26 protein-coding genes and 2 tRNA genes are annotated in these 26,212 nt (G+C 36.1%); 18 read left to right on the top strand and 10 right to left on the bottom strand.

Translation table 11 applies throughout. From position 1 onward, the window contains the following. Window positions 1–99 precede the first annotated feature (99 nt). Both CM19_RS09000 and CM19_RS09005 read right to left on the bottom strand, forming a co-directional pair. On the bottom strand, window positions 100–1,149 hold the full coding sequence (locus CM19_RS09000; RefSeq protein ID WP_048100119.1) for a formate--phosphoribosylaminoimidazolecarboxamide ligase family protein: 1,050 nt from the start codon (window positions 1,147–1,149) through the stop codon (window positions 100–102). Beyond that, a complete protein-coding gene (locus CM19_RS09005; RefSeq protein ID WP_048100120.1) occupies window positions 1,146–2,141 on the bottom strand; it encodes a formate--phosphoribosylaminoimidazolecarboxamide ligase in 996 nt (331 codons plus the stop codon). The genes CM19_RS09000 and CM19_RS09005 overlap by 4 nt, the downstream gene beginning before the upstream one ends. A 48-nt stretch (window positions 2,142–2,189) precedes the next feature. On the opposite strand from CM19_RS09005, the gene purB reads away from it, so the two are divergent. The 4 genes from purB to tes all read left to right on the top strand — a co-directional run bounded on the left by purB (window position 2,190) and on the right by tes (window position 6,430). After that, window positions 2,190–3,548, top strand: coding sequence for an adenylosuccinate lyase (gene purB, locus CM19_RS09010; protein WP_081801256.1), 1,359 nt, complete (start codon window positions 2,190–2,192; stop codon window positions 3,546–3,548). A 15-nt stretch (window positions 3,549–3,563) separates the two neighbouring features. Beyond that, a tRNA-Thr gene (locus CM19_RS09015) sits at window positions 3,564–3,651 on the top strand. A 16-nt stretch (window positions 3,652–3,667) separates the two neighbouring features. Continuing rightward, complete coding sequence (locus CM19_RS09020; RefSeq protein WP_048100122.1) at window positions 3,668–4,618, top strand: AIR synthase related protein; 951 nt, start codon at window positions 3,668–3,670, stop codon at window positions 4,616–4,618. Window positions 4,619–4,687: 69 nt separating this feature from the next. Continuing rightward, window positions 4,688–6,430, top strand: coding sequence for a tetraether lipid synthase Tes (tes, locus tag CM19_RS09025; protein ID WP_048100123.1), 1,743 nt, complete (start codon window positions 4,688–4,690; stop codon window positions 6,428–6,430). A 168-nt stretch (window positions 6,431–6,598) separates the two neighbouring features. Here tes and CM19_RS09030 read toward each other — a convergent pair whose 3' ends face one another. The 6 genes from CM19_RS09030 to CM19_RS09055 form a co-directional block, all read right to left on the bottom strand. Beyond that, window positions 6,599–7,096 (bottom strand): hypothetical protein, encoded by a 498-nt coding sequence (locus CM19_RS09030; RefSeq protein ID WP_048100124.1) that lies wholly within the window; start codon window positions 7,094–7,096, stop codon window positions 6,599–6,601. Then, complete coding sequence (locus CM19_RS09035; RefSeq protein ID WP_048100125.1) at window positions 7,093–7,803, bottom strand: phosphoribosyltransferase family protein; 711 nt, start codon at window positions 7,801–7,803, stop codon at window positions 7,093–7,095. Before CM19_RS09035 ends, CM19_RS09030 begins: the two co-directional genes overlap by 4 nt. Before the next feature lie 92 nt (window positions 7,804–7,895). Then, on the bottom strand, window positions 7,896–9,311 hold the full coding sequence (gene gatB / locus CM19_RS09040; protein WP_048100126.1) for an Asp-tRNA(Asn)/Glu-tRNA(Gln) amidotransferase subunit GatB: 1,416 nt from the start codon (window positions 9,309–9,311) through the stop codon (window positions 7,896–7,898). 6 nt (window positions 9,312–9,317) lie between these two features. After that, a complete protein-coding gene (locus CM19_RS09045; RefSeq protein WP_048100127.1) occupies window positions 9,318–9,716 on the bottom strand; it encodes a cytidine deaminase in 399 nt (132 codons plus the stop codon). Beyond that, on the bottom strand, window positions 9,691–10,341 hold the full coding sequence (gene upp / locus CM19_RS09050) for a uracil phosphoribosyltransferase (protein ID WP_048100128.1): 651 nt from the start codon (window positions 10,339–10,341) through the stop codon (window positions 9,691–9,693). The genes CM19_RS09045 and upp overlap by 26 nt, the downstream gene beginning before the upstream one ends. A gap of 4 nt (window positions 10,342–10,345) precedes the next feature. Next, window positions 10,346–10,591 carry a 30S ribosomal protein S28e gene (locus tag CM19_RS09055; RefSeq protein ID WP_048100129.1) on the bottom strand — a complete coding sequence of 82 codons (246 nt, stop codon included), beginning with the start codon at window positions 10,589–10,591 and terminating at the stop codon, window positions 10,346–10,348. A 72-nt stretch (window positions 10,592–10,663) separates the two neighbouring features. Between CM19_RS09055 and CM19_RS09060 the strand changes: the two genes are divergently transcribed. Together CM19_RS09060 and ndk are read left to right on the top strand one after the other, a co-directional pair. Further along, window positions 10,664–10,852, top strand: a complete 189-nt coding sequence (locus CM19_RS09060) for a 50S ribosomal protein L24e (protein ID WP_048100130.1) — start codon at window positions 10,664–10,666, stop codon at window positions 10,850–10,852. Beyond that, window positions 10,852–11,277, top strand: a complete 426-nt coding sequence (ndk, locus tag CM19_RS09065) for a nucleoside-diphosphate kinase (protein ID WP_048100131.1) — start codon at window positions 10,852–10,854, stop codon at window positions 11,275–11,277. Before CM19_RS09060 ends, ndk begins: the two co-directional genes overlap by 1 nt. On the opposite strand, the gene infB is transcribed toward ndk, so the two are convergent. After that, entirely contained in the window at window positions 11,260–13,080 is a 1,821-nt protein-coding gene (infB, locus tag CM19_RS09070; RefSeq protein ID WP_200869401.1) for a translation initiation factor IF-2, read from the bottom strand. The two genes, ndk and infB, sit on opposite strands and share 18 nt — an antisense overlap. 55 nt (window positions 13,081–13,135) lie before the next feature. Between infB and CM19_RS09075 the strand changes: the two genes are divergently transcribed. The 8 genes from CM19_RS09075 to CM19_RS09110 are packed head-to-tail and all read left to right on the top strand — an operon-like array spanning window position 13,136 to window position 23,149. Next, window positions 13,136–14,413, top strand: coding sequence for an NAD(P)-dependent malic enzyme (locus tag CM19_RS09075; RefSeq protein ID WP_048100132.1), 1,278 nt, complete (start codon window positions 13,136–13,138; stop codon window positions 14,411–14,413). A gap of 49 nt (window positions 14,414–14,462) precedes the next feature. Beyond that, window positions 14,463–14,714, top strand: a complete 252-nt coding sequence (locus CM19_RS09080) for a DNA-directed RNA polymerase subunit H (protein WP_048100133.1) — start codon at window positions 14,463–14,465, stop codon at window positions 14,712–14,714. Window positions 14,715–14,719: 5 nt separating this feature from the next. Then, window positions 14,720–18,091 carry a DNA-directed RNA polymerase subunit B gene (locus CM19_RS09085; protein WP_048100134.1) on the top strand — a complete coding sequence of 1,124 codons (3,372 nt, stop codon included), beginning with the start codon at window positions 14,720–14,722 and terminating at the stop codon, window positions 18,089–18,091. Next, on the top strand, window positions 18,084–20,741 hold the full coding sequence (gene rpoA1 / locus CM19_RS09090) for a DNA-directed RNA polymerase subunit A' (RefSeq protein WP_048100272.1): 2,658 nt from the start codon (window positions 18,084–18,086) through the stop codon (window positions 20,739–20,741). The genes CM19_RS09085 and rpoA1 overlap by 8 nt, the downstream gene beginning before the upstream one ends. 5 nt (window positions 20,742–20,746) lie before the next feature. Then, the gene (gene rpoA2 / locus CM19_RS09095) at window positions 20,747–21,928 is read left to right on the top strand and encodes a DNA-directed RNA polymerase subunit A'' (protein WP_048100273.1); all 1,182 of its coding nucleotides are present in this window, start codon (window positions 20,747–20,749) and stop codon (window positions 21,926–21,928) included. A 5-nt stretch (window positions 21,929–21,933) separates the two neighbouring features. Further along, window positions 21,934–22,251: a 50S ribosomal protein L30e gene (locus CM19_RS09100; RefSeq protein WP_048100135.1), complete on the top strand. Its 318-nt coding sequence runs from the start codon at window positions 21,934–21,936 to the stop codon at window positions 22,249–22,251. Between the two features lie 14 nt (window positions 22,252–22,265). Beyond that, the gene (locus tag CM19_RS09105; RefSeq protein WP_048100136.1) at window positions 22,266–22,697 is read left to right on the top strand and encodes a NusA-like transcription termination signal-binding factor; all 432 of its coding nucleotides are present in this window, start codon (window positions 22,266–22,268) and stop codon (window positions 22,695–22,697) included. A gap of 11 nt (window positions 22,698–22,708) precedes the next feature. Then, window positions 22,709–23,149, top strand: coding sequence for a 30S ribosomal protein S12 (locus CM19_RS09110; protein ID WP_048100137.1), 441 nt, complete (start codon window positions 22,709–22,711; stop codon window positions 23,147–23,149). Here CM19_RS09110 and CM19_RS09115 read toward each other — a convergent pair whose 3' ends face one another. Then, complete coding sequence (locus tag CM19_RS09115; protein WP_048100138.1) at window positions 23,150–23,629, bottom strand: bifunctional nuclease family protein; 480 nt, start codon at window positions 23,627–23,629, stop codon at window positions 23,150–23,152. It abuts the gene before it with no gap. 84 nt (window positions 23,630–23,713) lie between these two features. Between CM19_RS09115 and CM19_RS09120 the strand changes: the two genes are divergently transcribed. The 4 genes from CM19_RS09120 (at window position 23,714) to CM19_RS09135 (ending at window position 26,109) form a co-directional block, all read left to right on the top strand. Then, window positions 23,714–24,298 carry a 30S ribosomal protein S7 gene (locus tag CM19_RS09120; protein ID WP_048100139.1) on the top strand — a complete coding sequence of 195 codons (585 nt, stop codon included), beginning with the start codon at window positions 23,714–23,716 and terminating at the stop codon, window positions 24,296–24,298. A gap of 57 nt (window positions 24,299–24,355) precedes the next feature. Beyond that, the gene (gene tuf / locus CM19_RS09125; protein WP_048100140.1) at window positions 24,356–25,663 is read left to right on the top strand and encodes a translation elongation factor EF-1 subunit alpha; all 1,308 of its coding nucleotides are present in this window, start codon (window positions 24,356–24,358) and stop codon (window positions 25,661–25,663) included. A 24-nt stretch (window positions 25,664–25,687) separates the two neighbouring features. Further along, complete coding sequence (gene rpsJ / locus CM19_RS09130) at window positions 25,688–25,996, top strand: 30S ribosomal protein S10 (RefSeq protein ID WP_048100141.1); 309 nt, start codon at window positions 25,688–25,690, stop codon at window positions 25,994–25,996. A gap of 29 nt (window positions 25,997–26,025) precedes the next feature. Further along, window positions 26,026–26,109: transfer RNA gene (locus CM19_RS09135), tRNA-Ser, on the top strand. Window positions 26,110–26,212: the final 103 nt, after the last annotated feature.

Below are 26,212 nucleotides of genomic sequence, written 5' to 3' on the forward strand. Positions count from 1 at the left end.
TTAATCTAATATCATGATATAAAAAACCCACTATCATGATATTATAATTATAGATGCGTTATGTCATGTATAGGCTAATAAAAATTACGGTCTAATTAGTCATGATAATATATTGATCAGCTCATGTGAATTTATTGCATCTTTGATTTCTATAGATATCCTTCTACCTAGACTTAATGGTTTCCCGAAGTATAATTTGGCATATTGACTCCCTATTCCCATATAAGCGTTAGTTCCACCTCCTATTCTCGGTGCTACGTCGAATACTACGATATCTAGTTCTGGAGTTACGGCCAATTGTAAAGTGAAAGGTCCTATAATACCAGGGGGCTCAAGTTTCTTAGTAGCCTCTACGAATGCGTAACCAGCATCGAATAATTTCTCTAAAAGACTCTCCCTTATAGTCGCAGGTTCATGTCCTACTTCTATAAGTCGAGGTAGTCTATTTAGTTTCATTTGTATTTCTGCTGGTAATCTATACAAGGTATCCCAATCGCTTTGTATTCTTCTATCTATACTAATAATCTCAGTTCTATTAAATAAAGGGCTATGAAAATAATTAACATTAAAATACGCCCCGAAAATAAATTCTTCTATAACCATCTCTTCTATACCTTCCTTGTTTATGATTCCTAATTTAGTTAAATTATCTATCTTTTTTTCAAAATCCTCTTGGTTAATTGCGAAGAAGAAGCCTCTTTCTACTTTCCTTAAGGCTTCTGGGAGCTTTATAACCACAGGTTCATCTATATCACCTACAGTTAGAATTTTAGGCCTTCTAATCTTTGCCTCATCCAGTAGTCTGTAGTAGTTCTTTTCACCTTTTCTCTCTTCCCATCTAAGCATCTTCCTATTTCCAAAGACCTTAGCTGGCATTGATTCTAGAGAATCATACCCTATATACACTGCCATACTTCTATTTGGGATTACTATTGCTTCTTCATTTACGAGTTTCTCCTGAATTTTATCTGAAACTATATCCTTAAAATCTTCAAGTGTAATGCACTCGTCAACAACTCTTTTAAATTCTAAATATGGTCTTTCTCTTCCCTTCTTACATAAAGCTATTGTGTAAAATCCTTCATCTTTAGCTCCATCAAACACATCCAACGCTGAATGACTGGCTAATGTGGCGATTTTATAGCTCATGTTGTCACATCACCAAGTTTATTTTTCTGAACAGCAATTTTAATTTCTCTGGAAATTCTTCTTCCGACGCTCATAGGTTCATCCCAATATAGCCAGCTGTATGGGCTTCCGTCTACATATAAGTTAGTCCCTGCTACTATCCTTCCAGAGAATTCGAATACCACTATATCTAATTCGTCAGTTACTATAGTTTCTAAGGAATAAGGACCTACAATTCCAGGCTTAACTAGTTGTCGTGTAGTTTCTACAAATCTATCTGCATAATCAAATATTTTTGGAAGCAAGCTTTCCCTAGCTACTACAGGAATATTTCCTGCTACTACGAAACTTGGTTCGGTATTTATTATTCCAGGGACTCTTTTTAATCCGTCAACATTAGTTTCATATCTAATATCCATGCCTGTAAGTTCATTTCTAGAAAAAATTGGGCTATAGAAAAATTGAAAGTACATTGGAATTCCTGTAACATATTCCTGAATTATCACATCGTCGGAACTTTTAATATATTTTTCTTCTATAAGATGATTAATACCTTCTTTAGCCTTTGATTTATCTTTCGCTAGAAAATAGCCCTTTCCTCCCTTTGCTCCAGGTAATTTTATTATAACTAGCCTATCTATATCCTCAGGGCTCTCAAAACTTTCTGGTATTCTAATTCCTGATTGCTTAAGAAGATACATTTTCTTCTGTTGGTTGGATTCCCATGAAAATAAATTTCTATTTCCAAAAATAGGAATAGAAATATTCATAGTTCTTTGTATACCAAGATACTCAACAAGACTTCCATGAGGTATAAGTACACCATCAACTGAATTTATTAAATTAACTGCATCATCCAAATTTTTATAAACACGAAAATTATCAATAAATGAAAATCTTCTATAGAAGTTCTCTCTTGAATTCTCGGTTATAATTGTTGTGGGAAATCCTTCCTTTTTAGCGCCATGGAGAATCTGTAATGCTGAATGACTTCCTAAGGTTGAGACTATCATATGCTCCTTTATCGATTAAGCATTTTAAGTTTGAGTTTAAAGAAGCGTATGGAAATTATATGTCCTCTTGATTGGAGATATGGAGGCGAAGAAATTCGATACATTTTCTCTAGACAAGGGATCACTAGTTATAGGATAAAAGTAGAAATAGCTCTACTTAAGTCGTTAATGAAGCAGGGTTATCTTAGTGAGAACGATGTAAAAACCGTAGAGAATGCCTCTAAAGAAGTTACATTAGAGGAAATAGACTCCCTAGAGAAGAAGTTAGGTCATGACGTAATGGCCATGGTTGTTGCTATAGCAGAAAAATCCGGTGAAAGCGGCCGTTTTGTGCATTTTGGTGCTACAAGTTATGATATAGTTGACACAGCTTACGCTCTCATGTTTAGAGATGCATTGAATATTATAAAGAGAAAACTTATAAAAAATCTGGATCGATTGTCGACTTTAGCTAACGAGTATAGAGATATTATAATGGTAGGAAGAACTCATGGACAACATGCGCTCCCCATAACTTTTGGGTTTAAGTTAGCTAATTATATTTACGAGCTAAGTAGATCTCTAGAAAGAATTATCGATACAGAAAAGAGAGTCGTTAAAGGAAAGATGAGCGGTGCTGTAGGGACCATGGCAGCTTGGGGTGAAAAAGGTCTAGAAATTGAGAAAGAGGTAATGCGTATCCTGGAAATTCAACCTCATGAAATTTCAACCCAAATAGCACCTAGAGACGGATTTGCAGAACTTATATCTGATCTAGCTATATTGGCCTCTCAGATGGATAGACTCTCTACAGAAATTAGGGAACTAATGAGACCAGAAATTTTAGAGGTTGCTGAGGGTGTAGGTAATAGAGTAGGCAGTAGTACTATGCCACAGAAGGAGAATCCAGTCACTGCAGAAAAAATTAGTGGTTTAGCAAAAGTAATGAGGGGATTTGTTATAAGTGAGATGGAAAATATACCTTTATGGCATGAAAGAGATCTAACAAACAGTGCTTCGGAAAGAATAATATTATCTCATGCATTTGTTATTATGGATGAAATGCTTGATAGTCTATTTTCATTACTAAATGGGATAATAGTTTATCCTGAAAATATGGAAAAAAATCTTAACCTAACAAAGGGGGCAATTATGGCGGAAAGTTTGATGATAAATCTTACGTTACGGGGTCTACCCAGACATAAAGCACATGAATTAGTAATGGAACTATCTCGTAAAGCTGAAAGGGAAGGAAAGAGCTTACAAGAAGTTGCTTTAGAGTCTGAACAGATGTTAAGGTATATTAGTAAAGACGATATAAAAATAATAACAGATCCTAAAAGATATCTGGGCAGTTATAGCCAATTAATTGATAGGAGTTTACAATATTTTAGGGATATCATCAAGGAAAACTCTTTAAAGCAGTAATTATTAACTAAATCTGCCGCTGTAGCTCAGCTGGCAGAGCGCCGGCCTCGTAAGGGTATCTAGGGAAAGCCGGCGGTCGCGGGTTCAAATCCCGCCGGCGGCTCTTATAGTGATAAGCAATGAAACTGAAAGATCTAGGAGAACATGAGTTTATACGTTCAGTACTCTTCAAATATGTGGATGCGAAAGAATTAACTGATGCTTATTCATATCAAGGAAAATCATATAAAATAGATGGATTCCAATTATCATATACTTATCCTTTTATGAGTTTATTTGATTTAGGCTGGAAAGCAGTAACTTCTACCGCGAGCGATCTTATAACTACAGGCTCTATACCGAGATTATTACTAGTTTCTATTGGGATAAGCCCAGAATATAGTGTTAACGACCTAGAACTAATAATAAAAGGTATAAGAAGTGCTTCCACCTATTACGGTTTTAAATATGTTGGAGGAGACCTTAACTCTAGCTCTGCAAATGGTTGGATAGACGTAGTTGGAATAGGTGATAATATATGCGAACAACATTCAGGTGTTTCTAATAAAGATAAGGTTATAATAACTGGCGAAGTAGGTTTTACCTCAAAAATATTTATGAAATATTATTTCAAGTTAGATATAAAACCAGATTATATTTCCCTTCTAAAAGTGAAGCACCCGATCGTAAACAGAAATCTGATTGACTTCCAGAAAACTTTCTGCAAAGATATAGTTGGGGCTAGCGATCTTAGTGATGGCATTCTAATTACATTAGACCAAATTACTCAAAGATTAAAGATTGGAATAAAACTTAACCTGATTCCAATTAGGCAGACTATTATAAAGGAGCTAAGTCAGTACGGATTTAACGAATTAGATATTTTAAAATTTTCAGGGGAAGAATATGAATCAATTTTTATTGTAAAAGAGCAAAAGTTATCTTTAATGCTAGCTTGGCTACATAAAAGAGGAATTAAAGCTAAGGTTATAGGGGAAGTGGATACAAATAAAGCTACCCAAGGCTCAGTAGTATATAACGGAGAAAAAATTAAAATTGAAGGATGGGATAATTTTAAAGGATGGTTTTAACCAAATCAGCTGGTTATTAGGAGAATATATTTAAATATTATCGCAAGCAATGTAGATTTTAGATTTAATATGGCACAGACACAGACCGAGAAAACCGAAGGTTTCAGATTATTGCCAGCTCCTTCTAAGTTTGAGGACGGAGTAGTTAAATTTGGTGATAGGGAAATTAAGATAGGGGGACCTCTTCCTAAACTAGCAGATAATGAAAAGTTAATACGAGTAACTCATTCCTTATGTCCAGCTTGTTATAGACTTCTGCCTGCTACAATATTTGAGAAAGATGAAAAAATGTATATAAGGAAAATATGTCCTGAACATGGAGAGTTTGAGGATTTATATTATGGAGATGTCGGGATGTACTATAAATTCGACTATTGGGAATATGAAGGCAAAGGACCTAAAGTACCTTACGTAGATCTCAAATCTCCGTGCCCTTTTAACTGTGGTCTTTGCCCAATGCATCACCAACATTCTGCATTAGTAAACCTTGTCATTACTAATAGATGCGATCAATCATGTTGGTATTGCTTCTTCTATGCTGAAAAAGCCGGATATGTATTTGAGCCAACTTTGGAACAGATAAAGTTCATGGTAGATCAATTAAAGAGACAGGATATTACCTTAGTGATACAAGTAACTGGTGGAGAACCGACTCTTAGGGAAGACATTATAGAAGTAATGAAACTTCTTAGGGAGTCAGGTGTGAAACATGTTCAGCTTAACACGTGGGGTGGGACATTTGCCAAATTATTGATGGAAGATCCAGATAAGGCAATTAAATATACTATACAACTAAGAGAGGCAGGCGTAAATACGATATATATGAGTTTTGATGGTACAAATAGAAAGACTAATCCAAAGAATCATTGGGAGATGCCATATACTCTTGAAGTCTTCAGGAGAGCTGGAATGACGAGTGTAGTTCTTGTTCCTACAGTTATTAGAACGGTTAATGATAATGATTTAGGTAATATAGTAAAATTCGCTGCAGAAAACTCAGATATTGTAAGGGCAATCAATTTTCAACCCGTTAGCCTCACTGGCATGATGAAAAGAAATATGAGGGCTAAGTTCAGGATAACTATTCCTGAAATAATAAAGAATATAGAGGATCAAACAGATGGAGAAATAACAAGAGACAGCTGGTATCCTATAGGCACGTCAGTTGTGTTTAGTAGGCTTGTAGAGGCGTTAACAGGGAAAGAACAATTTGAAATGGCAAATCATCCAAGCTGCGGAGCAGGGACATATATATTTGTAGATTGGGAGAGTGGAAAACCTCACTTTATACCACTATCTAGATTCATAGATTTAGAAGGCTTACTAGAATTCTTCAAAGAGAAGACAGACGAACTAAGAGAAGGTGCAAATAAGTATTGGGTAGGCATGAAAATACTTTATAATATAAGGAAATTCATTGATAAGGAGAAAGGGCCAAAGGATTTTGATGTGTTCAAAATGTTATACAGTATAATAGTTAATCATAACTATGAGGCGTTGGGTGAGTGGCATTATAGAACATTATTCTTAGGTACGATGCATTTCATGGACTTATACAACTATGATATTCAGAGGGTTATGAGATGTGATATACATTACGTTACACCTGATGGTCGTGTTATCCCATTCTGTACATATAATGTACTTAATGATCTATACAGGGATAAGGTCTTAAAAGAATACCAAATACCTCTCGACGAGTGGGTTAAGAAGTTTGGAGAAAACTCATTAGGAGACTCAGTCAAGTATAAGAGATCTGTAAGTAACCTAGAGAAAGGAGAAATATACAAGTCCACATATGCTAACTTTTAATTAGGTCTCTAGGTACTAAGGCTGTAAACCATACTCTATATTCGCATTTTTTCCTGAAGCTACATAAGGTACAGCAGTTTTCGCATATATTTATTTTTTTAACTGGGCAGATTTTTAACTGTTTATATATCCCACAAGAGTCACATTGTTGCTCATATACCAACTATATCACCTAATACAACCTTCTCTACTGCAGACCATTTTTATACTTTTATCTATTCGCGTAACCTTAGAACTCCCAATAAAGAGAATACTATTCCACCTTACGATAACAGCACCAGGAGTTATATCTCTAGAATTTATAATTTTAAAATTTTTTATAAAATAGATTCTATTTCTAATTTCTAAATAAACTGGAATTGGGGAAAATTTTTCTCCATTACACTCTCCATGTCTTAGCATGACTGAATCTGGATAATGAGCTATAATCTTAGTCCCTAATATCTTAACAAAAATTTCTGCAGCTGCCGAATCCTGTTTTAAGCAACTATTAAGTATCAAATATTCGGGTAAAGCCCCATGTGTAATTTCTAGAACGGCCCTAACATATTCAATGTTTGGAGACTCAGGTGCGCCAATTATGACATACTCATTGTTATCATCAACAAGATAAAACTTTGAATTAAGACCAATTGAAAATACTCCGTTACTAACTCTAGCTATCATTTCAGGTCGAATATAACATATAGGTTATCGAGATTTACCCTTATATTTTCAGCTTGAATGAGAACTACTGCCGCTATTACTGTTGCACCACTTTTTTCTGCAAGTCTTATCGCTGCATTAATGGTCTTTCCAGATCTAATTACATCATCAACTACTAAGACTTTATCATCTTTTTTTAGGAGATCTTTTCTAATGTATAATTTGCTTACAACACTATCACTTTCTTTAAGGCTTTCGCTATAGTATTCGAGGTATATAGAGTCCATATGTTTTTTTGCTATTATCAATGGTTTATTCAGAATTATCGAAATCATTGTGGCGAATGGAACCCCATTAGTTGCAACGCTAAGTATTTTAGTTGTGTCTTTTATTCTAGGAATTTTGTTAATATGAACTTCTATAAGAAGTTTTAGAAGGCTAGGAAATAGTAGTAGTTCAGAGGAATCAACATACTTATCCTCATAGATCTTTATCTTGTTTGTGAGAAAATTAATAAGAAATCTAGTATTTTTAATTTTATTTATTATTTCTAAGCTTTGAATATCGCTAGGAATAGTTACCCCGTTCACGTATCTGCAAAGTAAGCTTTCTTGTACATTAATAATTTTTGATAGCTCTTTATATGTATAGACAGACTTAAGTTCCTTAAGTAAATTTACAGCTAATAATCTAGTCCTTAGTTCATTTTCTTTTGTCTGTTGCATCATTTAATATCCCCTAATTCTCATGTCTTATAGATGAACGGGATTTTAAGTGCTGACTTGTGATGAGAAACCCACGCTGTGAAAAATATCAAGAGTTATAATTCATTTATTATTTGTAATACAATTTCTCTCGTATAAATTGGATCCGCTTTTCCTGAAGTTTTTTTCATTATCTTTCCAATTAAATAGTTAATTACTCTAGGGTCATTCTTCGCAGCTTTCGCGGCTTCTTTCTCTTGTTCTATTACTTCTCTTGCAATTCTTTCGATATAACTCCTATCAGTGATTGCTATTAGATTTCTTTCCTTAACAATCTCTTCTGGATCTTTTCCGTCGATAATTTCAGGTAATATTTGCTTAACTATTTTAATGGTAATTTTTTCATTATCTAGCATCTTCATTAACTTTGCTATACTTTCTGGAGTTGCTTTAGAGTCTGCGATCTTTAGATTTCTATCATTTAGCCATCTGAGATAATCATTAATGAGCAAATTGGCAAGTTTTTTATAGTTATTATAATATTTAGCACTTTTTTCAAAAAAATCTGCTAGTGCTTTCTCCATTACTAGAACGTTTGCATCATATTCAGTAATTTCATATTGTTTAACGAATCTTTTGGCTCTATTATCAGGAAGTTCTGGCATTTCAGATATGATTGCTTTTACATAATTATCTGATATTTCATAAGGTGGTAAATCTGGATCCGGAAAGTACCTATAATCTTCTTCTGATTCCTTTAACCTAATTGGAATTGTTACTTTTCTGTCGTTGTCCCAATGCCTTGTTTCTCTAAGTATTTTAATACCTTGAGTTATGGCCGCTCTTTGTCTAGCTATTTCATATTTGATTACATCTTCTACGTCCTTACTTGAACCAACATTTTTTACTTCTACTCTTTCTCCTCCTTCTACAGAGATATTTACATCCGCTCTCATTGATCCTTCCATTTCACAATCGCATACATTGAGATGTTCAAGAATAGAACGTAATTTTTCCATGAATATTCTTGCCTCTTTAGCTCCTGTTATATCCGGTTCAGTAACTATCTCTAACAATCCAACGCCAGATCTATTGTAATCGAGGAGTGTGTAGTTACTGTTAAGCATTGAACCAGTTGGATATACGGACTTAGCAGGGTCTTCCTCTATGTTTATTCTTCTTATTCTCACATTTTCACCGCTTATATTAACGATACCGTCCTTGGCTATAGCCATACTTCCTGGGCCGTCGTACTGTGAAATCTGATAATTCTTAGCCATATCTGGATAAAAATAATGTTTTCTAGTAAAAAGTAATTTTGGAGCAATTTTACAATTTAGTGCTACAGCGACCATTATAGCTTTCTTTAGAGCTTCCTCATTAAGAACTGGAATAGCTCCCGGCAAACCTAAGCATACAGGACATGTAACGGTATTTGGATCTTTTCCTACATAACAAGCCGAACAAGAGCAAAAGAGTTTTGTCCTTAATGTATTGAGATGAACGTGAACTTCTAGACCTATCTTAGTCATAAACCCTCACTTGTATAACCTAAATGAATTAGGTAATAAATTACTTAATTTATACTTAACTATTCCTCCTTTCTGATCTAATGTAATAATTTCTATATCACCATACTCTGCAAGTACTTGCCTGCACGCACCACAAGGCATTATACCAGAATTATCACTTAATATCACCGCTATTTTCTTAAACTTCTTATAGCCTTCGCTTATAGCCTTAAATATAGCAACTCTTTCAGCACATATAGATAAGCCATAAGAGGAATTTTCTATATTACATCCAGAGAAAACTTTACCATCCTCTGTTAGAATGGCCGCCCCTACATTTAATTTAGAATAAGGAGCGTAGGCGTTTTTAGACGCTCCTAGAGCTATTTCAATTAGTTCTTCATCCGAAGGATCTGTCACCGGCATCCCCTAGACCCGGAATAATATATCCCTTATTGTCTAGTTCAGGGTCTACTGCAACGGTAAAGAAAAACATATCAGGATAACTCTCTAGAATTCTCTTTAGTCCATATTGTGACGCGATCACCGAGGCTACATATATTCGTTTAGGTTGCATATTTATAATATCATTGATAACTTTTAACATAGTACTACCCGTAGCTACCATTGGATCCGTAATAATGATATTATCAACTCCACTTCGTATTTCTGGAATTTTCTTATAATATATATCAACCTCCATCTCCGATGGGGGTTCTTTTCCTTCTATTTCTTTTCTTCTCGCAGTCACTACTCCTTGTCTAGCTGCCGGAAATGCCTTAAGAAGGCCTTCTACCAACGGTGTGGCGGCACGTAATATATTTATAATCACAACGTTATCCATATCATATATTTTTACTCCTTTAGTTTTTACTCCTAATGGAGTCTCTATTTCAATAACTTTATAGTCCATTGTATCAACTATTTTATATCCAATTAATCTTCCTAATCTTACCATTCCTTTTCTAAAATTAATTTGATCGGTATCTTTGTTTCTTATTTGAGTTAAAATATGCAAAGCTAATGGAGAAGATAATAAAAATAGAGGCATGTATTTACCTCTTTGTAGTTAGCTTTCTAGCTTCCCTTTCAGTCTCTCTCAAGATCACTATATCGCCTAGTCTTACAGGGCCTTTAATATTTCTTGTTAATATTCTTCCTTTATCTCTGCCTTCTAAAACTCTTACTCTAACTTGAGTTACCTCTCCAGTAACTCCTGTCCTATCTAGAACTTGAATAACTTCTGCAGGGAATCCAAACTCCTCTATTATTGAAGATGTTTCACGGGTTTTTTCACTCAAGGTTTGATCAGTATATAACCTTAAGCAATTCACTTAAATACTTCACTCAAAAGTCTAATTAGGGAGAATATAATGCCACCTATACCTCACACTTGTAACTTTTGCGGAAAGACAATTCCAGTCGGTACTGGAATGATGCATGTTAAGGTAGATGGTACAATACTTTGGTTCTGTTCAGCTAAATGCAGAAAGTACATGTTAAGATATCATAAAGATCCAAAGAGACTAAAGTGGACAAAGTCATATATGAGGGTTAGGTAATGGTAGCGCAGAGAACTTTTGTTATGATTAAGCCTGATGGTGTTAAAAGACATCTAATTGGCGAGATAATTTCTAGGTTAGAAAAAAAGGGGCTTAATATAGTATCTATGAAAATGCTTAAAATGTCCAGGGAGATGGCGGAAAGACTTTATGAGGAACATAAGGGAAAGTCGTTTTATGAGGAACTGGTTTCCTATATTACTTCTGGCCAAGTTGTTTGTATGGTTATAGAAGGAGATGAAGCTGTAAGTGTTTTAAGAAAAATGATTGGAAGCACAGATCCGAAGGATGCAATGCCTGGCACAATTAGAGGAGATTTCGCATTAAGCAAATCAGAGAATGTTATTCACGCATCTGATTCACCCGAAAAAGCGTTAAAAGAAATATCTATATTCTTTTCAGAGGAGTTACAAATTAATGCCTAATCCATATAGAGGGTCATCCTTTCTTTTTATTTTTATTATTTCTTGAATTACTTCTTTCATATCATCTGTTATACTAGACTTGTAGTTATTTACAAGAATCTCTAAATCCTCTTTTGATACATCTGTATATAATATCTCGCCCTCAGATACTTGTCTTCCAATCATCGCATTACTTTTTATTGACATTGCGACTTCCATACCTACCGTGGCTTTGTCAAGACTCTTCTTATTATCTTGGATTTGAAGTATGTCCCCAAGTCTAACATTTTCAGAGGTAATTACAGGATATTTCGGTTTTACGATACCTCCTAAAATTTTAACCCCAACTATAATAGGATTACTTCTTCTAAAAACATAGCCTGGAAGAATCTCAAATTTGCCTGGTAAAATAAGGCTGTCAAGCGTTCTTCTCTTTTTTCTGTCTAATACATCAGTAATGTATTTCTCTACGTCATCAATTAGTTGATATATTATATCTCCATATATTACTTTTACTTTAGACGTATCGAGGTTCGGAAGAGTCTTTACTCTAAAGGCAGCTATAATGCCATATTCCTCATGCTCTTTGGCTGAGAGTTCAGCTTCTATTACATCTCTCTTAGAAATCGGACCTATATCAGCTACTCTTACAGGAATCTTCATTTTTTCCAATGCATTAACTATTGACTCTAAAGTGCCTAAACTATCAGCTTTAACAACTATTCCAAGAACATCTTTTGAGAACCTTATTTTAGAAATTTCATCTTCGATTATTTTCCTAATTTCTTGGATCTTATTACTCTCTGGAGTAGCATATACCGGTGAGCCAGCTAGTGCTTCCTCTAGATTAGGTGCGGCTATTTTAACTCCTGCGGCTGCTGATACTTCATCTATTGACTTATAGCCTGTTTTTGCCATTCTCATATCTTGAAGGGGGGATGGAAGAAGAATACTTCTAACTTTAGTTGAAATTATTCCGTTTATTCCACCTAAGATTATTGTATCATCTTTTCTTAAGATTCCATCATAGATTATTGTATCAATTGTGTGTCCTAATCCTGGTTCTTCCTTTACTTCAAGAATTACGCCTTTAGCAGGTCCCTCAACGAACTTTAGTTTTCCTTGCATATATCTTTGGGTTAAACCTGCTAGAATAGCTAGAAGTTCTGGTATACCTTCTCCTGTTTTACCTGATACAGGTATTATAGATATCATCTTTGTGAAGTCAGAAACTCTATCATATCTTTCAGCGTTAAAGTTCAAAGTAGCCAATTGTAGAACTAGATTATATAGAAGTTCATCAAGTTTCTTCTGTACTGCAGAACTTTGTTTTTTTAATGATGTAATAAATGGAGCATTTTCTAATGGCTTCCAACCAGGTATTTTATCTATTTTGTTAGCAGCAACTAAAAAAGGTACTTTTTTCTCTTTCAGAATATCTATAGATTCTTCGGTCTGTTTCTGGAACCCTTCCGTTATATCTACTACTAAAATAGCTATATCAGCAACACTACCTCCCCTTCTTCTAAGGTTAGAGAATAACTCATGACCTGGAGTGTCTATAAAGAGCAGACCAGGAATTTCAAGCTTTACTGGAATAATATTTTTTAGTGGTTCCGCAATTTTTTCTATAACAGATCTTGGCACAAAACTAGCTCCTACTTCCTGTGTCATCTCACCAGGTTCTTTCTTCACTAGTGCTGTACCTCTTATCTTGTCTAACAAAGTAGTTTTTCCATGATCAACGTGACCCAAAACTACAACTATAGGTTGCCTTAACCTCAGCTCTGACAAATCGATCACCAAATAAGAACTAATATACATTCGTTGCAGTGTTATTATTTTTAAGCACAAATTCTCTTCATTTAGTGTGAATAGATTGGACTACGATAAACTAGCAGTAGAAGTATCTGCAAAATATAAGGGAAAAATCCAGGTAATTCCTAAAGTTCCTATAAAATCTTTAGATGATTTTGCCATTCTTTATACTCCAGGTGTAGCTTCGGTATCTAGGGAAATTAGCAAGTCTAAGGATCTTTCTTTCCAGTATACATATCGATGGAATGCTATAGCTATAGTAACTGACGGCACTAGGGTATTAGGATTAGGAGATATAGGACCAGAGGCATCAATGCCAGTTATGGAAGGAAAAGCGCTTCTCTTTAAATTTCTAGGTGGTGTAGACGCGATACCAATACCGTTAGGGATTAAAGATGCAGATAAGATAGTCGATACTGTAAAATATATTCAACCGGCGTTCGGCGGAATTAACTTAGAAGATATAGAAAGTCCAAAGTGTTTCTACATTCTAGAAAGATTAAGACAAGAGTTAGAGATTCCAGTTTGGCATGACGATCAGTTAGGTACAGCTGGGGCTACATTAGCAGGACTAATAACGTCTCTTGAATTAACAGGGAAAAATACAAAAAACGTTAAAGTTGTATTATACGGTGCAGGAGCTGCGAATATTGCTACTGCTAATCTTCTCAATAAATATGGAATACCATATAAGAATATGATAATGATTGATTCTAGAGGACCTCTATATATTGGTAGACAAGATGAAGATACTATAAAGAATGAGAATCCGTGGAAGTATCAGATCTTAAAACAAACTAATGGAGACCATATAACCGAATTAGAAAAAGCATTCAATGGCTCTGATGTTTTGATTGCAGCCTCTAAGCCTGGACCAAATGTAATAAAACCAGAATGGATAAAAACTATGAATAAAGATGCCATAGTTTTCGCTTTAGCTAATCCAATTCCAGAAATTTGGCCAGAAGAGGCAAAAAAGGCGGGCGCAAGAGTTGTTGGAACTGGAAGAAGCGATTTCCCAAACCAAATTAATAACTCCCTAATATTCCCTGCTGTGTTTAGAGGTGCCTTAGATATTAGAGCTAAAACTATAACAGACGATATGGTAATAGCTGCGGCTAGAGAACTATCTGCTTTCGTTAGGGAAAAAGGGATATCTGAGAACTATATAATTCCAAATATGACTGAATGGGAGGTTTATCCAAGGGTTGCAGCATCTGTAGGCTCAAAAGCAATACAACAGGGAGTTTCGAGAATAAACCTGAGTTATGATGAAATTTATCATAACGCAAAATCCATGCTAGATAGTACAAGAAAACTCCTTTCAATGTTAAGCTAATCTTTTATATTCGTAAGTAATAAGCCAGTTTATCTACCAGGTGTAGCTTATGCGTTCATCTTCTAAGAAAATAGATCCTAGGGTACACTCTCTAGTTCCTAAGCATGAGGTTTTGTCTATTGAGGAGGCATACAGTGTTTTGAAGACGCTAGGAATAGGGCCAGAACAGCTTCCTTGGATTAAAGCTTCAGATCCAGTAATTAAAGCAATAGGAGGAAAACCGGGAGATATAGTAAGAATAATTAGGAAAAGTCCAGTAATAGGAGAGACAGTTATTTATAGATATGTTGTGAGTGGGTGAATTGAATGCTCTCAATAGATGATAGATGGTCAATAGTCGAATCGTTCTTTAAATCCAGAGGTTTAGTTAGGCAGCACTTAGATTCCTTCAATGACTTCCTTAGAAACAAATTACAAGAGATAATAGATGAGCAAGGAGAGATCGCTACTGAAATACCTGGGCTAAAGATTAAGCTAGGGAAGATTACAGTAGGCAAACCTAGAGTTAGAGAGGCAGATCGTGGAGATAGAGAAATAACTCCAATGGAGGCAAGGCTAAGAAATCTCACATACGCAGCACCAGTTTTTCTTACTATGACACCAATAGAGAACAATATTGAAGGCGAACCAGTAGATGTATACATAGGAGATATACCTATCATGCTTAAATCTATAGCTGATCCGGCTACAGATTATCCTCCAGAAAAGCTAATAGAAATAGGAGAAGATCCGAGAGATCCAGGAGGCTACTTTATAATTAACGGTAGCGAAAAAGTTATCGTAACACAAGAAGATTTAGCAAGTAATAGAGTCTTGGTAGATGAGGGAAAGTCTGGATCCAATATAACTCATACAGCAAAAATAATATCTAGTACATCTGGATATAGAGTTCCAGTTACGATAGAAAGAATGAAAGATTCTACAGTACACATATCTTTTCCTGCAGTTCCAGGTAGAATTCCTTTTGCTATTTTAATGAAGGCACTAGGTTTGGAAAGCGATATGGAAATAACATATGCGGTATCCTTTGACCCATCTATTCAGAACGAGTTATTTCCTTCTCTTGAACAAGCTAGCTCTATCGCTAATCAGGAAGATGCCCTAGACTTTATAGGGAATAGAGTAGCTATAGGTCAGAAAAAGGAAAATAGAGTACAAAAAGCGGAACAAATCATAGATAGATACTTTTTACCTCATTTGGGAACTTCTCCCTTGGACAGAAAAAGAAAGGCTTACTATTTAGGATTTGCCATTGCTAAGATAATTGAACTACAGATGGGAAGAAGAACTCCCGATGATAAAGATCATTATGCTAACAAAAGATTAAAGCTTGCTGGCGATCTTTTCTCTAGCTTATTTAGGGTGGCATTTAAGGCTTTCGTTAAGGATTTAGTCTATCAACTTGAAAAGTCGAAGGTAAGAGGACGTAGACTCACTTTAACAGCATTAGTTAGACCAGACATAATTTCAGAGAGAATAAGGCATGCCATGGCTACTGGAAATTGGGTAGGAGGAAGAACTGGAGTAAGTCAGTTATTGGATAGGACAAATTGGCTCTCAATGTTAAGTCATTTAAGAAGGAATATATCATCTCTAGCTAGAGGACAACCCAACTTTGAGGCTAGAGATCTTCATGGAACTCAATGGGGAAGAATGTGTCCCTTTGAGACACCAGAGGGTCCAAACAGTGGTCTAGTTAAGAACATCGCTCTTTTGGCTCAGATCTCCGTAGGAGTTAATGAGAAAGTCATTGAGAAAGCTCTATATGAGTTAGGGGTCTTAGCTTTAGATGATATAATAAGTAAGGGAAAAGAAGGTGAGGATCTTTCAGATTATAACTCATGGAGTAAAGTTATATTAAACGGCAGGTTGATAGGATATTATCCTAATGGAGACGAACTAGCTGACAAGATAAGGGAAAAGAGAAGATCCGGTGATATCAGCGACGAGGTTAATATAGCTCATATAGCTACTGACTCTTTTGATGAAGTTTACGTTAATACTGATAGTGGAAGAGTTAGAAGACCTCTAATTGTCGTAAGAGACGGTAAGTCTAGCCTAACTGAGGATGATATAATAAAACTCAAGAGAGGAGAATACACATTTGATCAACTTGTAAAGCAGGGTAAGATAGAATTTTTGGATGCAGAAGAAGAGGAAAACGCCTATATCGCTTTAGAGCCATCACAATTAACGATTGAACATACCCATCTAGAGATATGGGCTCCTGCTATGCTTGGGATTACTGCTTCAATTACTCCATATCCCGAGCATAATCAGTCACCTAGGAACACATATCAATCCGCAATGGCCAAGCAAGCACTTGGCTTATATGCAGCTAACTATCAACTAAGAACAGATAGCAGATCACATCTATTACATTATCCACAAAAACCATTAGTTCAGACAAAAGCTTTGGAAGTCATTGGATATAACAGAAGGCCTGCTGGCAATAATGTGATATTTGCATTAATGTCTTTTACTGGGTATAATATGGAAGATGCTATAATAATGAATAAATCGTCAGTAGATAGAGGAATGTTTAGATCAACGTTCTTTAGGCTATATTCTGCTGAGGAAATTAAGTATCCAGGAGGACAAGAAGATACGATACTCTTGCCTGAACCAGGAGTAAGAGGGTATAAAGGCAAGGAATACTATAGATTACTTGACGAAAATGGTATTGTTCCACCTGAGGTTGATGTGAAAGGAGGCGATGTACTAATAGGTAAGGTAAGTCCTCCAAGATTTCTGCAGGAATTTAAGGAACTCTCTCCAGAACAGGCTAAGAGAGATACATCTATAGTTACTAGACATGGAGAAAAAGGTACTGTAGATCTAGTTCTGATAACTGAGACTTCCGAAGGAAATAAACTTGTAAAAATAAGGGTGAGAGATTTAAGAATTCCAGAACTAGGAGATAAGTTTGCCACTAGACATGGGCAAAAGGGAGTTATTGGTATGTTAATTCAGCAAGCCGATATGCCATACACCACAAAGGGTATAGTACCTGATATTATACTTAACCCACATGCATTACCTTCAAGAATGACATTAGGCCAGATAATGGAAGCATTAGCTGGAAAATATGCAGCAATTACTGGACATGAGGTTGACGCTACTCCCTTTTATGGTATATCAATAGACGAGCTAATAAAAGAGTTTCCAAAAAATGGTTACCTGCAAGATGGCTCAGAAGTAGTGTATGATGGTAGAACGGCTCAGAAAATAAAGGGTAGGACTCTATTTGGCATAGTGTATTATCAAAAACTTCATCATATGGTAGCTGATAAAATGCATGGTAGGGCAAGAGGTCCAATACAGATATTGACTAGACAACCAACAGAGGGTAGATCAAGAGAAGGTGGGCTCAGATTTGGAGAAATGGAGAGGGATTGTCTAATAGGGTATGGAGCAGCAATGGTTATAAAAGATAGACTTCTTGATAACTCTGATAAAGCAACAGTATATGTTTGTGATCAATGTGGGTACATTGGTTGGTACGATAGAAATAAGAATAGGCTAATCTGTCCAATACATGGTGATAAGGCTAATTTGTACCCTGTTACAATTTCATACGCATTTAAACTCTTACTACAGGAGCTTATGAGTATGGTTATAGCTCCTAGGCTTGTACTTGGGGATAAAGTCTCATTAAAAGGTGAAAATAATGGATGAGAAAATAATTAAGGGAGTAAAATTTGGCGTTCTTTCACCAGAAGAAATAAGAAAGATGTCAGTAACTGCGATAATAACATCTGATGTCTACGATGAAGATGGAACACCAATAGAAGGCAGTGTTATGGATCCAAGGCTTGGCGTAATAGAACCTGGGCAAAGATGTCCAACTTGTGGAAATGTTATGGGCAGTTGCCCTGGTCATTTTGGGCATATAGAGTTAGTAAGACCAGTTATTCATATCGGTTTTGTTAAGCAGATATATGATCTTCTTAGAGCTACTTGCAGAAGGTGTGGAAGACTAAAACTGACAGATGATGAAATAGATAGATACGTAAGGATTTATTCCGCTATTAAAGGAAGATGGCCTTCAGCGGCAAAAAGGCTTATAGAATATGTCAAAAAAATGTCAATAAAGGCTCAAGAATGTCCTCATTGTGGCGAGAAGCAATTTAAGATAAAGCTTGAGAAGCCATATAATTTCTACGAGGAAAGAAAAGAGGGGCTAGTAAGATTAACTCCAACAGATATTAGAGATAGATTAGAGAAAATACCTGATTCTGATGTAGAATTACTAGGTTATGATCCGAAGAACAGTAGACCTGAATGGGCAATTTTAACAGCTCTACCAGTTCCTCCGATCACGATTAGACCTTCAATTATGATCGAGAGTGGAATAAGAGCTGAAGACGATTTAACTCACAAACTTGTAGATATAGTAAGAATAAATGAGAGATTAAAGGAGAGTATTGATGCTGGAGCACCACAACTAATCGTTGAAGACCTCTGGGATTTGTTACAATATCATGTCGCGACATACTTTGATAACGAAATACCAGGTTTACCCACTTCTAAGCATAGATCTGGGAGGCCGCTTAGAACCTTAGCTCAGAGATTGAAGGGAAAAGAGGGAAGATTTAGAGGAAATCTATCAGGAAAGAGAGTTGACTTTTCTGCAAGAACGGTAATTTCTCCTGATCCTAATATCAGTATAGACGAGGTTGGCGTACCAGAGGATGTTGCTAAAGTTTTGACAGTTCCAGAGAGAGTAACCAAGTGGAATATAGAAAGGCTGAGAGAATATGTAATAAATGGTCCAGAGAAATGGCCTGGAGCAAATTACGTAATTAAAGCTGATGGAAAGAGAATAGATTTACGTTACGTTAAAGATAGAAAGGAATTTGCATCAACCCTAACTCCTGGTTTTGTAGTAGAGAGACACTTAATAGATCAAGATGTTGTAATTTTCAATAGGCAACCATCATTACATAGGATATCTATGATGGCTCATAGAGTAAAGGTTCTTCCTGGAAGGACATTTAGACTTAACCTGTTAGTATGTCCTCCGTACAATGCCGACTTTGATGGAGATGAGATGAACCTTCACATTCCACAGACCGAAGAGGCAATAGCAGAGGCAAAACAGCTTATGATAGTTCATAGAAATATGCTTACTCCAAGATATGGAGGCCCGATTATTGGTTCAGCACAGGACTATATAAGCGGTGCGTATTTACTCACAGTGAAAACGACTCTGGTAACCGAGCAAGAATTACAGACAATGTTGGGCGTATCTGACATACCAGAGGAATCTTTAGCTAAGGTCTTAGAAGAACCTGCAATACTAGCTCCTAAAAGATTATACACTGGTAAGCAGGTAGTTAGCCTATTCTTACCATCTGATTTTAACTTCCATGGTCAAGCAAATATATCAAGTGGAGCTAGAGCATGTAAAGATGAGGACTGCCCTCATGATTCATATATAGTTATAAAGAATGGGAAATTACTTGAGGGAGTATTCGATAAGAAAGCTCTAGGGAACCAGCAGCCAGAAAGTATCTTACACTGGTTAATAAGGGAATATTCTGAGGACTATGGTTTATGGCTTATGGACAATATATTCAAAGCATTTATAAGATATATAGAGATGCATGGGCTAACAATGACGTTGAACGATGTTACAATAAGTTCTGAGGCTTCAGCAAAGATAGCAGAAAGAGTGGAGCAAGCTAGATCACAAGTTTCAGAACTTATTGAAAGATTCAATAAGGGAGAGTTAGAGCAAATACCTGGAAGAACGTTAGAGGAAAGTTTGGAGAATTATATTCTAGATACCCTAGATAAACTAAGAAATGATTCAGGTGAGATAGCTACATCTTCATTAGATCCATTTAATAACGTATATGTAATGGCTAGAACTGGAGCTAGAGGTAGCGTTCTTAACATTACTCAAATGGCTGCTATGTTAGGTCAGCAGTCTGTAAGAGGTGAAAGAATATCCCGTGGTTACTATGAGAGAACATTACCGCACTTTAAGCGCGGAGATATAAGTGCAGAAGCCAGAGGATTTATATACTCTTCGTTCAGAAGTGGGCTCAATCCTATAGAGACTTTCTTCCATGCAGCTGCCGGTAGAGAGGGACTAGTCGATACTGCAGTTAGAACGTCTCAAAGCGGTTATATGCAAAGGCGTCTTATTAATGCGTTATCAGATCTCCGTATAGAATATGACGGTACTGTTAGAACTCTTTATGGTGAGGTTATTCAAACCTTTTATGGGGGAGATGGTGTGAATCCAATGTTAAGTGCACATGGTAAGACAGTTGATGTAGATAGGATTGTTGAAAGAATTGTTGGTAGTAAGAGGTGATAAAAGTGATATTAGATACTGATAAGGAATATTTAGAAAAGAAATTAGAGGAGATATCTAGTATTTTACCAGAAGGTATAATTAATAAATTGAAAAACTCAATATCTAATTATCCCGCTCAGATTTCTAAGGAAGAAATTGATAAGATAATAGAGTTAACATTAAGAGATTATAGTTCCTCTCTTATCCATCCAGGAGAAGCTGCTGGCGTAGTTGCCGCTCAATCAATTGGCGAACCAGGTACTCAAATGACTTTAAGGACATTCCATTATGCGGGTGTTAGAGAGTTAAATGTGACGTTAGGACTTCCTAGGTTGATTGAGATTGTTGATGCTAGGAAGATTCCGTCAACTCCTATGATGACGATTTATTTAACTGATGAGTTTAAAAGTGATAAAGAGAAGGCACTTAGCGTAGCAAGAAAGATAGAATATACAAGAGTTGAAAGCGTTGTAGACTCAACGTCTATAGATATTAATTCAATGGCAGTAGTTATCCATTTAGATCCTAAGATGCTTCAAGATAAGGGAGTCGAGGTAGAAGATGTCACTAAAGCTATCAAGAAATTAAAATTAGGCGAATTTGAGATTCAGCAAGGAGAGGACGAGTTTACTCTTAATATCATATTTCAAAATATGGATAGTGTTACTGGCCTATTTAAGGCTAGAGAGAAAATACTTTCAACTAAAATAAAGGGGTTAAAAGGCATAAGAAGGGCTATAGTTAAGAAAAATGGCGAGGAATATGTAATTATAACCGATGGTTCTAACCTAGACGGTGTATTGGGTATAAAAGGAGTGGACGTTTCAAGAGTTGAAACTAATAACCTCCATGAGGTAGAGGTTACGCTAGGGTTAGAAGCCGGTCGTGAGCTCATAGCTAAAGAAATTAAGAAAGTCCTAGACGAACAAGGTTTAGACGTTGACGCAAGACATATAGAGCTTGTATCAGATATAATGACCAGGACTGGAGACATAAGGCAGATCGGAAGACATGGAGTAACAGGAGAGAAAACTAGTGTCTTTGCCAGAGCAGCATTTGAGGTTACTGTAAAGCATTTACTAGATGCTGCAGCAAGAGGAGACGTGGAAGAGTTTAAGGGAGTAGTAGAAAATATTATTATTGGCCAACCTATTAAACTTGGAACCGGGATGGTTGAGCTTTCAATGAAACCGGCTACAAGGTGATATATGTGTCTCAACAGATAACATTTGAAACAGAATTAAGAACTCTTCTAAAAACTGGAAAGGTAATTTTAGGAAGTAGAAAAACAATAAAAGCGCTTAAGTCAGGAAAACTAAAAGCTATAGTAATTGCATCAACGCTTCGTACAGATATAAGGTCAGATATAATACATTACGCTAAACTTTCTGGAATTCCAGTCTATGAATATCAAGGTAGCGGATGGAATTTAGGTACACTTACGGCAAAACCTTTTATGGTATCGACTATTGGAGTAGAGGAATTAGGGGACTCTAAAATAATGGAAGTAGGTAAATCAATAACGTAGATGAGGTGTATATATTGCCAGAGATCAAATTAACGCAGGAAGAGATAAGGTATATGTCTCTTTTTCAGGAAGTAACTAGAGTAACAGCAAAGGACTGTATTCTTGATGAAGAAAATGGGAGGATTATATTTCTTGTTCCAGCACAAGAGATGGGTTTAGCTATAGGTAAAGCAGGTGCAAATGTTAAGAGACTTAGGAAAGCTATAGGGAAAGATATAGAAATAGTAGCATATAGTGATAATTTAGAGGATATGGCAAAGAACCTCATGGCACCGGCTAGAGTTAGAAGTGTAAAAGTAGTAGACAGTGATACGAAGAAAACAATCTATATTACTGTAGATCCGCAAGATAAAGGATTAGCCATAGGAAAGAGTGGTAAGAACGTGACTAGAGCTAAATTAATTTTAAAAAGATACATGGATATAGACTCAGTAGTCGTTGTGTAAGAGGGTTAGACTTGGCAGGAAAATCACCTAAAGGTTTATATGCGTCAAGAAAGTTAAAAATAAGAAGATTAAAGTTTAGATGGAGTCAGAGATCTTTTAGGACTAGAGTACTTCAGATAAAGAAGAAATTTGATCCACTAGAAGGAGCTCCGATGGCTAGAGGTATTGTTCTTGAAAAGGTTGGCATAGAATCTAGGCAACCTAATTCTGCAGTAAGAAAATGCGTAAGAGTACAGCTAGTGAAAAATGGTAGAGTGGTCACTGCATTTGTCCCTGGTGATGGTGGAGTAAATTTCATCGATGAGCATGACGAGGTAGTTATAGCAGGTATAGGAGGTACTTTAGGTAGATCAATGGGAGATCTTCCAGGTGTTAGATATAAAGTTGTCCTTGTTAACGGAGTTTCTTTGGACGCCTTATATAAAGGTAAGAAACAGAAACCAGTGAGATAACTACTTTTTCTCTTCCTCTCCACCCTTTCTTCTTTCTTTTTCTTGGTCATCAACTAAGTCTCTCTTTACGAAAACAGGTTTATTACTTATTGTAGCAAGGAATATTGCATGGCTAGGTATCATTCGTTTCTGTATTATAACGCCATCAAATTTTAGCTCTATAGTCGCTATATATATAGAACCACTAATATCGTCTATAGTAACTTTATTTATATGACGAGAAATTTCATCAGCTACTTCTGGTATGAATGATAAAATATCATAAATAGTTTCTCTATTATTCGTAAAAATATTCTCTTCTTCTGATGATACTTGTTTTTTTAGTTTATTTATCGCCATTACAATTTCTACTGGAACATAAAACAAGTTAAACTCCCTTCCATCTTCTAAATAACATACCATAACTGGTAGACCATCTATAGGATAGATGAAAGCGTCAACTCTATCTACTTTTACGTATTCGTCTTCTGCCATTATCATGTTATCTATTGGTCATAAAAATATTAAATCCTTCATGAACAGTTAGTTATATTACAGCCTTTTCAATGAGTAAAGGTGAACATAATGAGTGACAATGAACTAAGTAAAATAGATATAAAAATATTTGGAAAATGGGATTCAAAAGTAGAAATAAGAGATCCAAGTCTAAAGAAATATATTTCCCTATCTCCAATCTATTTACCTCATTCAGGGGGGCGTCATGAGCATAGGAGATTCGGAAGATCAAGAGTTTCTATAGTTGAGAGATTGATAAATCAGCTAATGAAGCCTGGAAGAAATCAAGGTAAAAAGTTTCTAGCATATAATATAGTTAAGGCCGCATTCGAGATTATTTATAGTAGAACTGGCCAAAACCCTATTCAAGTTCTAGTTAAAGCTATAGAGAACTCCTCACCTAGAGAGGAGGTTACTAGAATAATGTATGGAGGAATAGTGTACTACGTTGCTGTGGATATTTCTCCTCAGAGGAGAGTAGATTTAGCTATAAGATATCTTGTAGAAGGCGCTAGATCTTCATCATTCAATAATCCTAAGCCAATAGATGAGGCTCTTGCCGACGAGATTCTCGCTGCATCATCGAATGATCCAAAGAGCTTTGCAGTTAAGAAAAGAGAAGAGACAGAAAGAATAGCTCTAAGCTCAAGATAATAGCTAATTTTTTATAATGACGCTCATAGATCAGATTGCGTGAAGAGTGGGTAAGCTATGTCACAGAAGCCACACTTGAACTTAATCGTAATAGGTCATGTAGATCATGGAAAGAGTACTTTAGTGGGAAGGCTGTTAATGGAAAAGGGATTCCTAGATGAGAAGACTGTAAAAGAAGCTGAGGAAGCTGCTAAGAAGTTAGGTAAGGAATCAGAAAAGTACGCGTTTTTGCTAGATAAGCTAAAAGAAGAAAGAGAAAGAGGAGTTACAATAAGCTTAACTTTCATGAAATTCGAGACCAGCAAATACTTCTTTACAATAATTGACTCACCTGGACACAGAGACTTCGTTAAGAATATGATTACAGGAGCTAGTCAAGCCGATGCAGCAATTCTTGCAGTTTCAGCTAAGAAAGGTGAATTTGAGGCTGGGATGAGTGCAGAGGGACAGACAAGAGAACATATTATTCTCGCTAAAACCATGGGTATAAATCAAGTAATAGTAGCAGTAACTAAAATGGACTTGACGGATCCACCGTATGACGAAAAGAGATTCAAGGAAGTATCTGATATCGTAGGTAAATTTATGAAGAGCTTTGGTTTTGATATGAGTAAAGTAGTTTTTGTGCCTGTAGTGTCGCCTACTGGCGAGAATATAACTAAGCGTTCAGAGAATATGAAATGGTATAATGGTCCAACATTAGACGACGCATTAAATAACTTTGAAATTCCGCCTAAACCAGTCGATAAACCCCTTAGAATCCCAATTCAAGAAGTTTATACCAAGTCTGGTGTAGGTACAGTACCCGTAGGCAGAGTAGAAAGCGGTGTCCTAAAGGTTAATGATAGGTTAGTGTTTATGCCAGCGGGCAAGGTGGGAGATGTGAGATCTATAGAGACTCACTATACAAGACTAGAAAAGGCAGAACCTGGTGATAACATAGGATTTAACGTCAGAGGTGTAGATAAGAAAGATATAAAAAGAGGAGATGTTGCTGGTCATCTAGATGTCCCGCCTACGGTTGCAGACGAATTTACAGCTAGAATAATTGTAATATGGCATCCTACAGCTATTGCGGTTGGTTACACTCCGGTTCTACATATACATACAGCTAGCGTTGCATGTAGAGTAACTGAAATAATGTCTAAGCTAGATCCAAAGACTGGAAAAGAATTAGAAAAGAATCCACAGTTCTTAAAGCAAGGGGATATTGCGATAGTCAAGTTTAAGCCAATAAAGAGCCTAAGTGTAGAGAAGTATAATGAGTTTCCACCATTAGGACGTTTCGCTATGAGAGATATGGGTAAAACTGTAGGTGTAGGTATAATAACAGATGTAAAACCTGTGAAAGTTGAGATAAAATAGTTAATTCTTTTTTAGGTGTTATTTATGCCAAGTAAAGCACGAATTAGACTTTGGAGTAATAGTGTTGATGATTTGAATTACGTCGTGAATCAGATAAAGACAATTGTTGATAAGACAGGAATAAGCATGAAAGGACCAATACCTCTTCCCACAAAGAGGATGGAAGTCCCAATAACCAAGTTGCCACATGGCGAAGGAAGAAAGAAGTGGGAAAAATGGGAAATGAATATCCATAAGAGAGTTATAGATATATCGGCTGACGAAAGAGTAATGAGACAGTTAATGAGAGTAAGAGTGCCAGAAAACGTTTATATCGAGATCGAATTAGTGTAAAAAAAAATAGGAGTTTTTTCTATTATTGTGCCGGGGTGCCCGAGCGGACCAAGGGGCCAGCCTGGAGAGCTGGTGTGGGCAACCACACACGGGTTCAAATCCCGTCCCCGGCGTAGAAGTTTAACTTAAGTTGAAGGGATGAAGATGAGTATTATGATAGAGTTTATTCTACTTAAATGATTCTATATTACTAAGGCTCCTCATATGATATCTTTC

This window comes from Candidatus Acidianus copahuensis (genome assembly GCF_000632495.1).
GTDB lineage: Archaea > Thermoproteota > Thermoprotei_A > Sulfolobales > Sulfolobaceae > Acidianus > Acidianus copahuensis.

Coding starts and splice junctions, on each gene's coding strand:
- CM19_RS09000 (WP_048100119.1), bottom strand. CDS start 1,149: ATGAGCTATAAAATCGCCACATTAGCCAGTCATTCAGCGTTGGATGTG.
- CM19_RS09005 (WP_048100120.1), bottom strand. CDS start 2,141: ATGATAGTCTCAACCTTAGGAAGTCATTCAGCATTACAGATTCTCCAT.
- purB (WP_081801256.1), top strand. CDS start 2,190: ATGGAAATTATATGTCCTCTTGATTGGAGATATGGAGGCGAAGAAATT.
- CM19_RS09020 (WP_048100122.1), top strand. CDS start 3,668: ATGAAACTGAAAGATCTAGGAGAACATGAGTTTATACGTTCAGTACTC.
- tes (WP_048100123.1), top strand. CDS start 4,688: ATGGCACAGACACAGACCGAGAAAACCGAAGGTTTCAGATTATTGCCA.
- CM19_RS09030 (WP_048100124.1), bottom strand. CDS start 7,096: ATGATAGCTAGAGTTAGTAACGGAGTATTTTCAATTGGTCTTAATTCA.
- CM19_RS09035 (WP_048100125.1), bottom strand. CDS start 7,803: ATGATGCAACAGACAAAAGAAAATGAACTAAGGACTAGATTATTAGCT.
- gatB (WP_048100126.1), bottom strand. CDS start 9,311: ATGACTAAGATAGGTCTAGAAGTTCACGTTCATCTCAATACATTAAGG.
- CM19_RS09045 (WP_048100127.1), bottom strand. CDS start 9,716: ATGCCGGTGACAGATCCTTCGGATGAAGAACTAATTGAAATAGCTCTA.
- upp (WP_048100128.1), bottom strand. CDS start 10,341: ATGCCTCTATTTTTATTATCTTCTCCATTAGCTTTGCATATTTTAACT.
- CM19_RS09060 (WP_048100130.1), top strand. CDS start 10,664: ATGCCACCTATACCTCACACTTGTAACTTTTGCGGAAAGACAATTCCA.
- ndk (WP_048100131.1), top strand. CDS start 10,852: ATGGTAGCGCAGAGAACTTTTGTTATGATTAAGCCTGATGGTGTTAAA.
- infB (WP_200869401.1), bottom strand. CDS start 13,080: ATGTATATTAGTTCTTATTTGGTGATCGATTTGTCAGAGCTGAGGTTA.
- CM19_RS09080 (WP_048100133.1), top strand. CDS start 14,463: ATGCGTTCATCTTCTAAGAAAATAGATCCTAGGGTACACTCTCTAGTT.
- CM19_RS09085 (WP_048100134.1), top strand. CDS start 14,720: ATGCTCTCAATAGATGATAGATGGTCAATAGTCGAATCGTTCTTTAAA.
- rpoA1 (WP_048100272.1), top strand. CDS start 18,084: ATGGATGAGAAAATAATTAAGGGAGTAAAATTTGGCGTTCTTTCACCA.
- CM19_RS09115 (WP_048100138.1), bottom strand. CDS start 23,629: ATGATAATGGCAGAAGACGAATACGTAAAAGTAGATAGAGTTGACGCT.
- CM19_RS09120 (WP_048100139.1), top strand. CDS start 23,714: ATGAGTGACAATGAACTAAGTAAAATAGATATAAAAATATTTGGAAAA.
- tuf (WP_048100140.1), top strand. CDS start 24,356: ATGTCACAGAAGCCACACTTGAACTTAATCGTAATAGGTCATGTAGAT.
- rpsJ (WP_048100141.1), top strand. CDS start 25,688: ATGCCAAGTAAAGCACGAATTAGACTTTGGAGTAATAGTGTTGATGAT.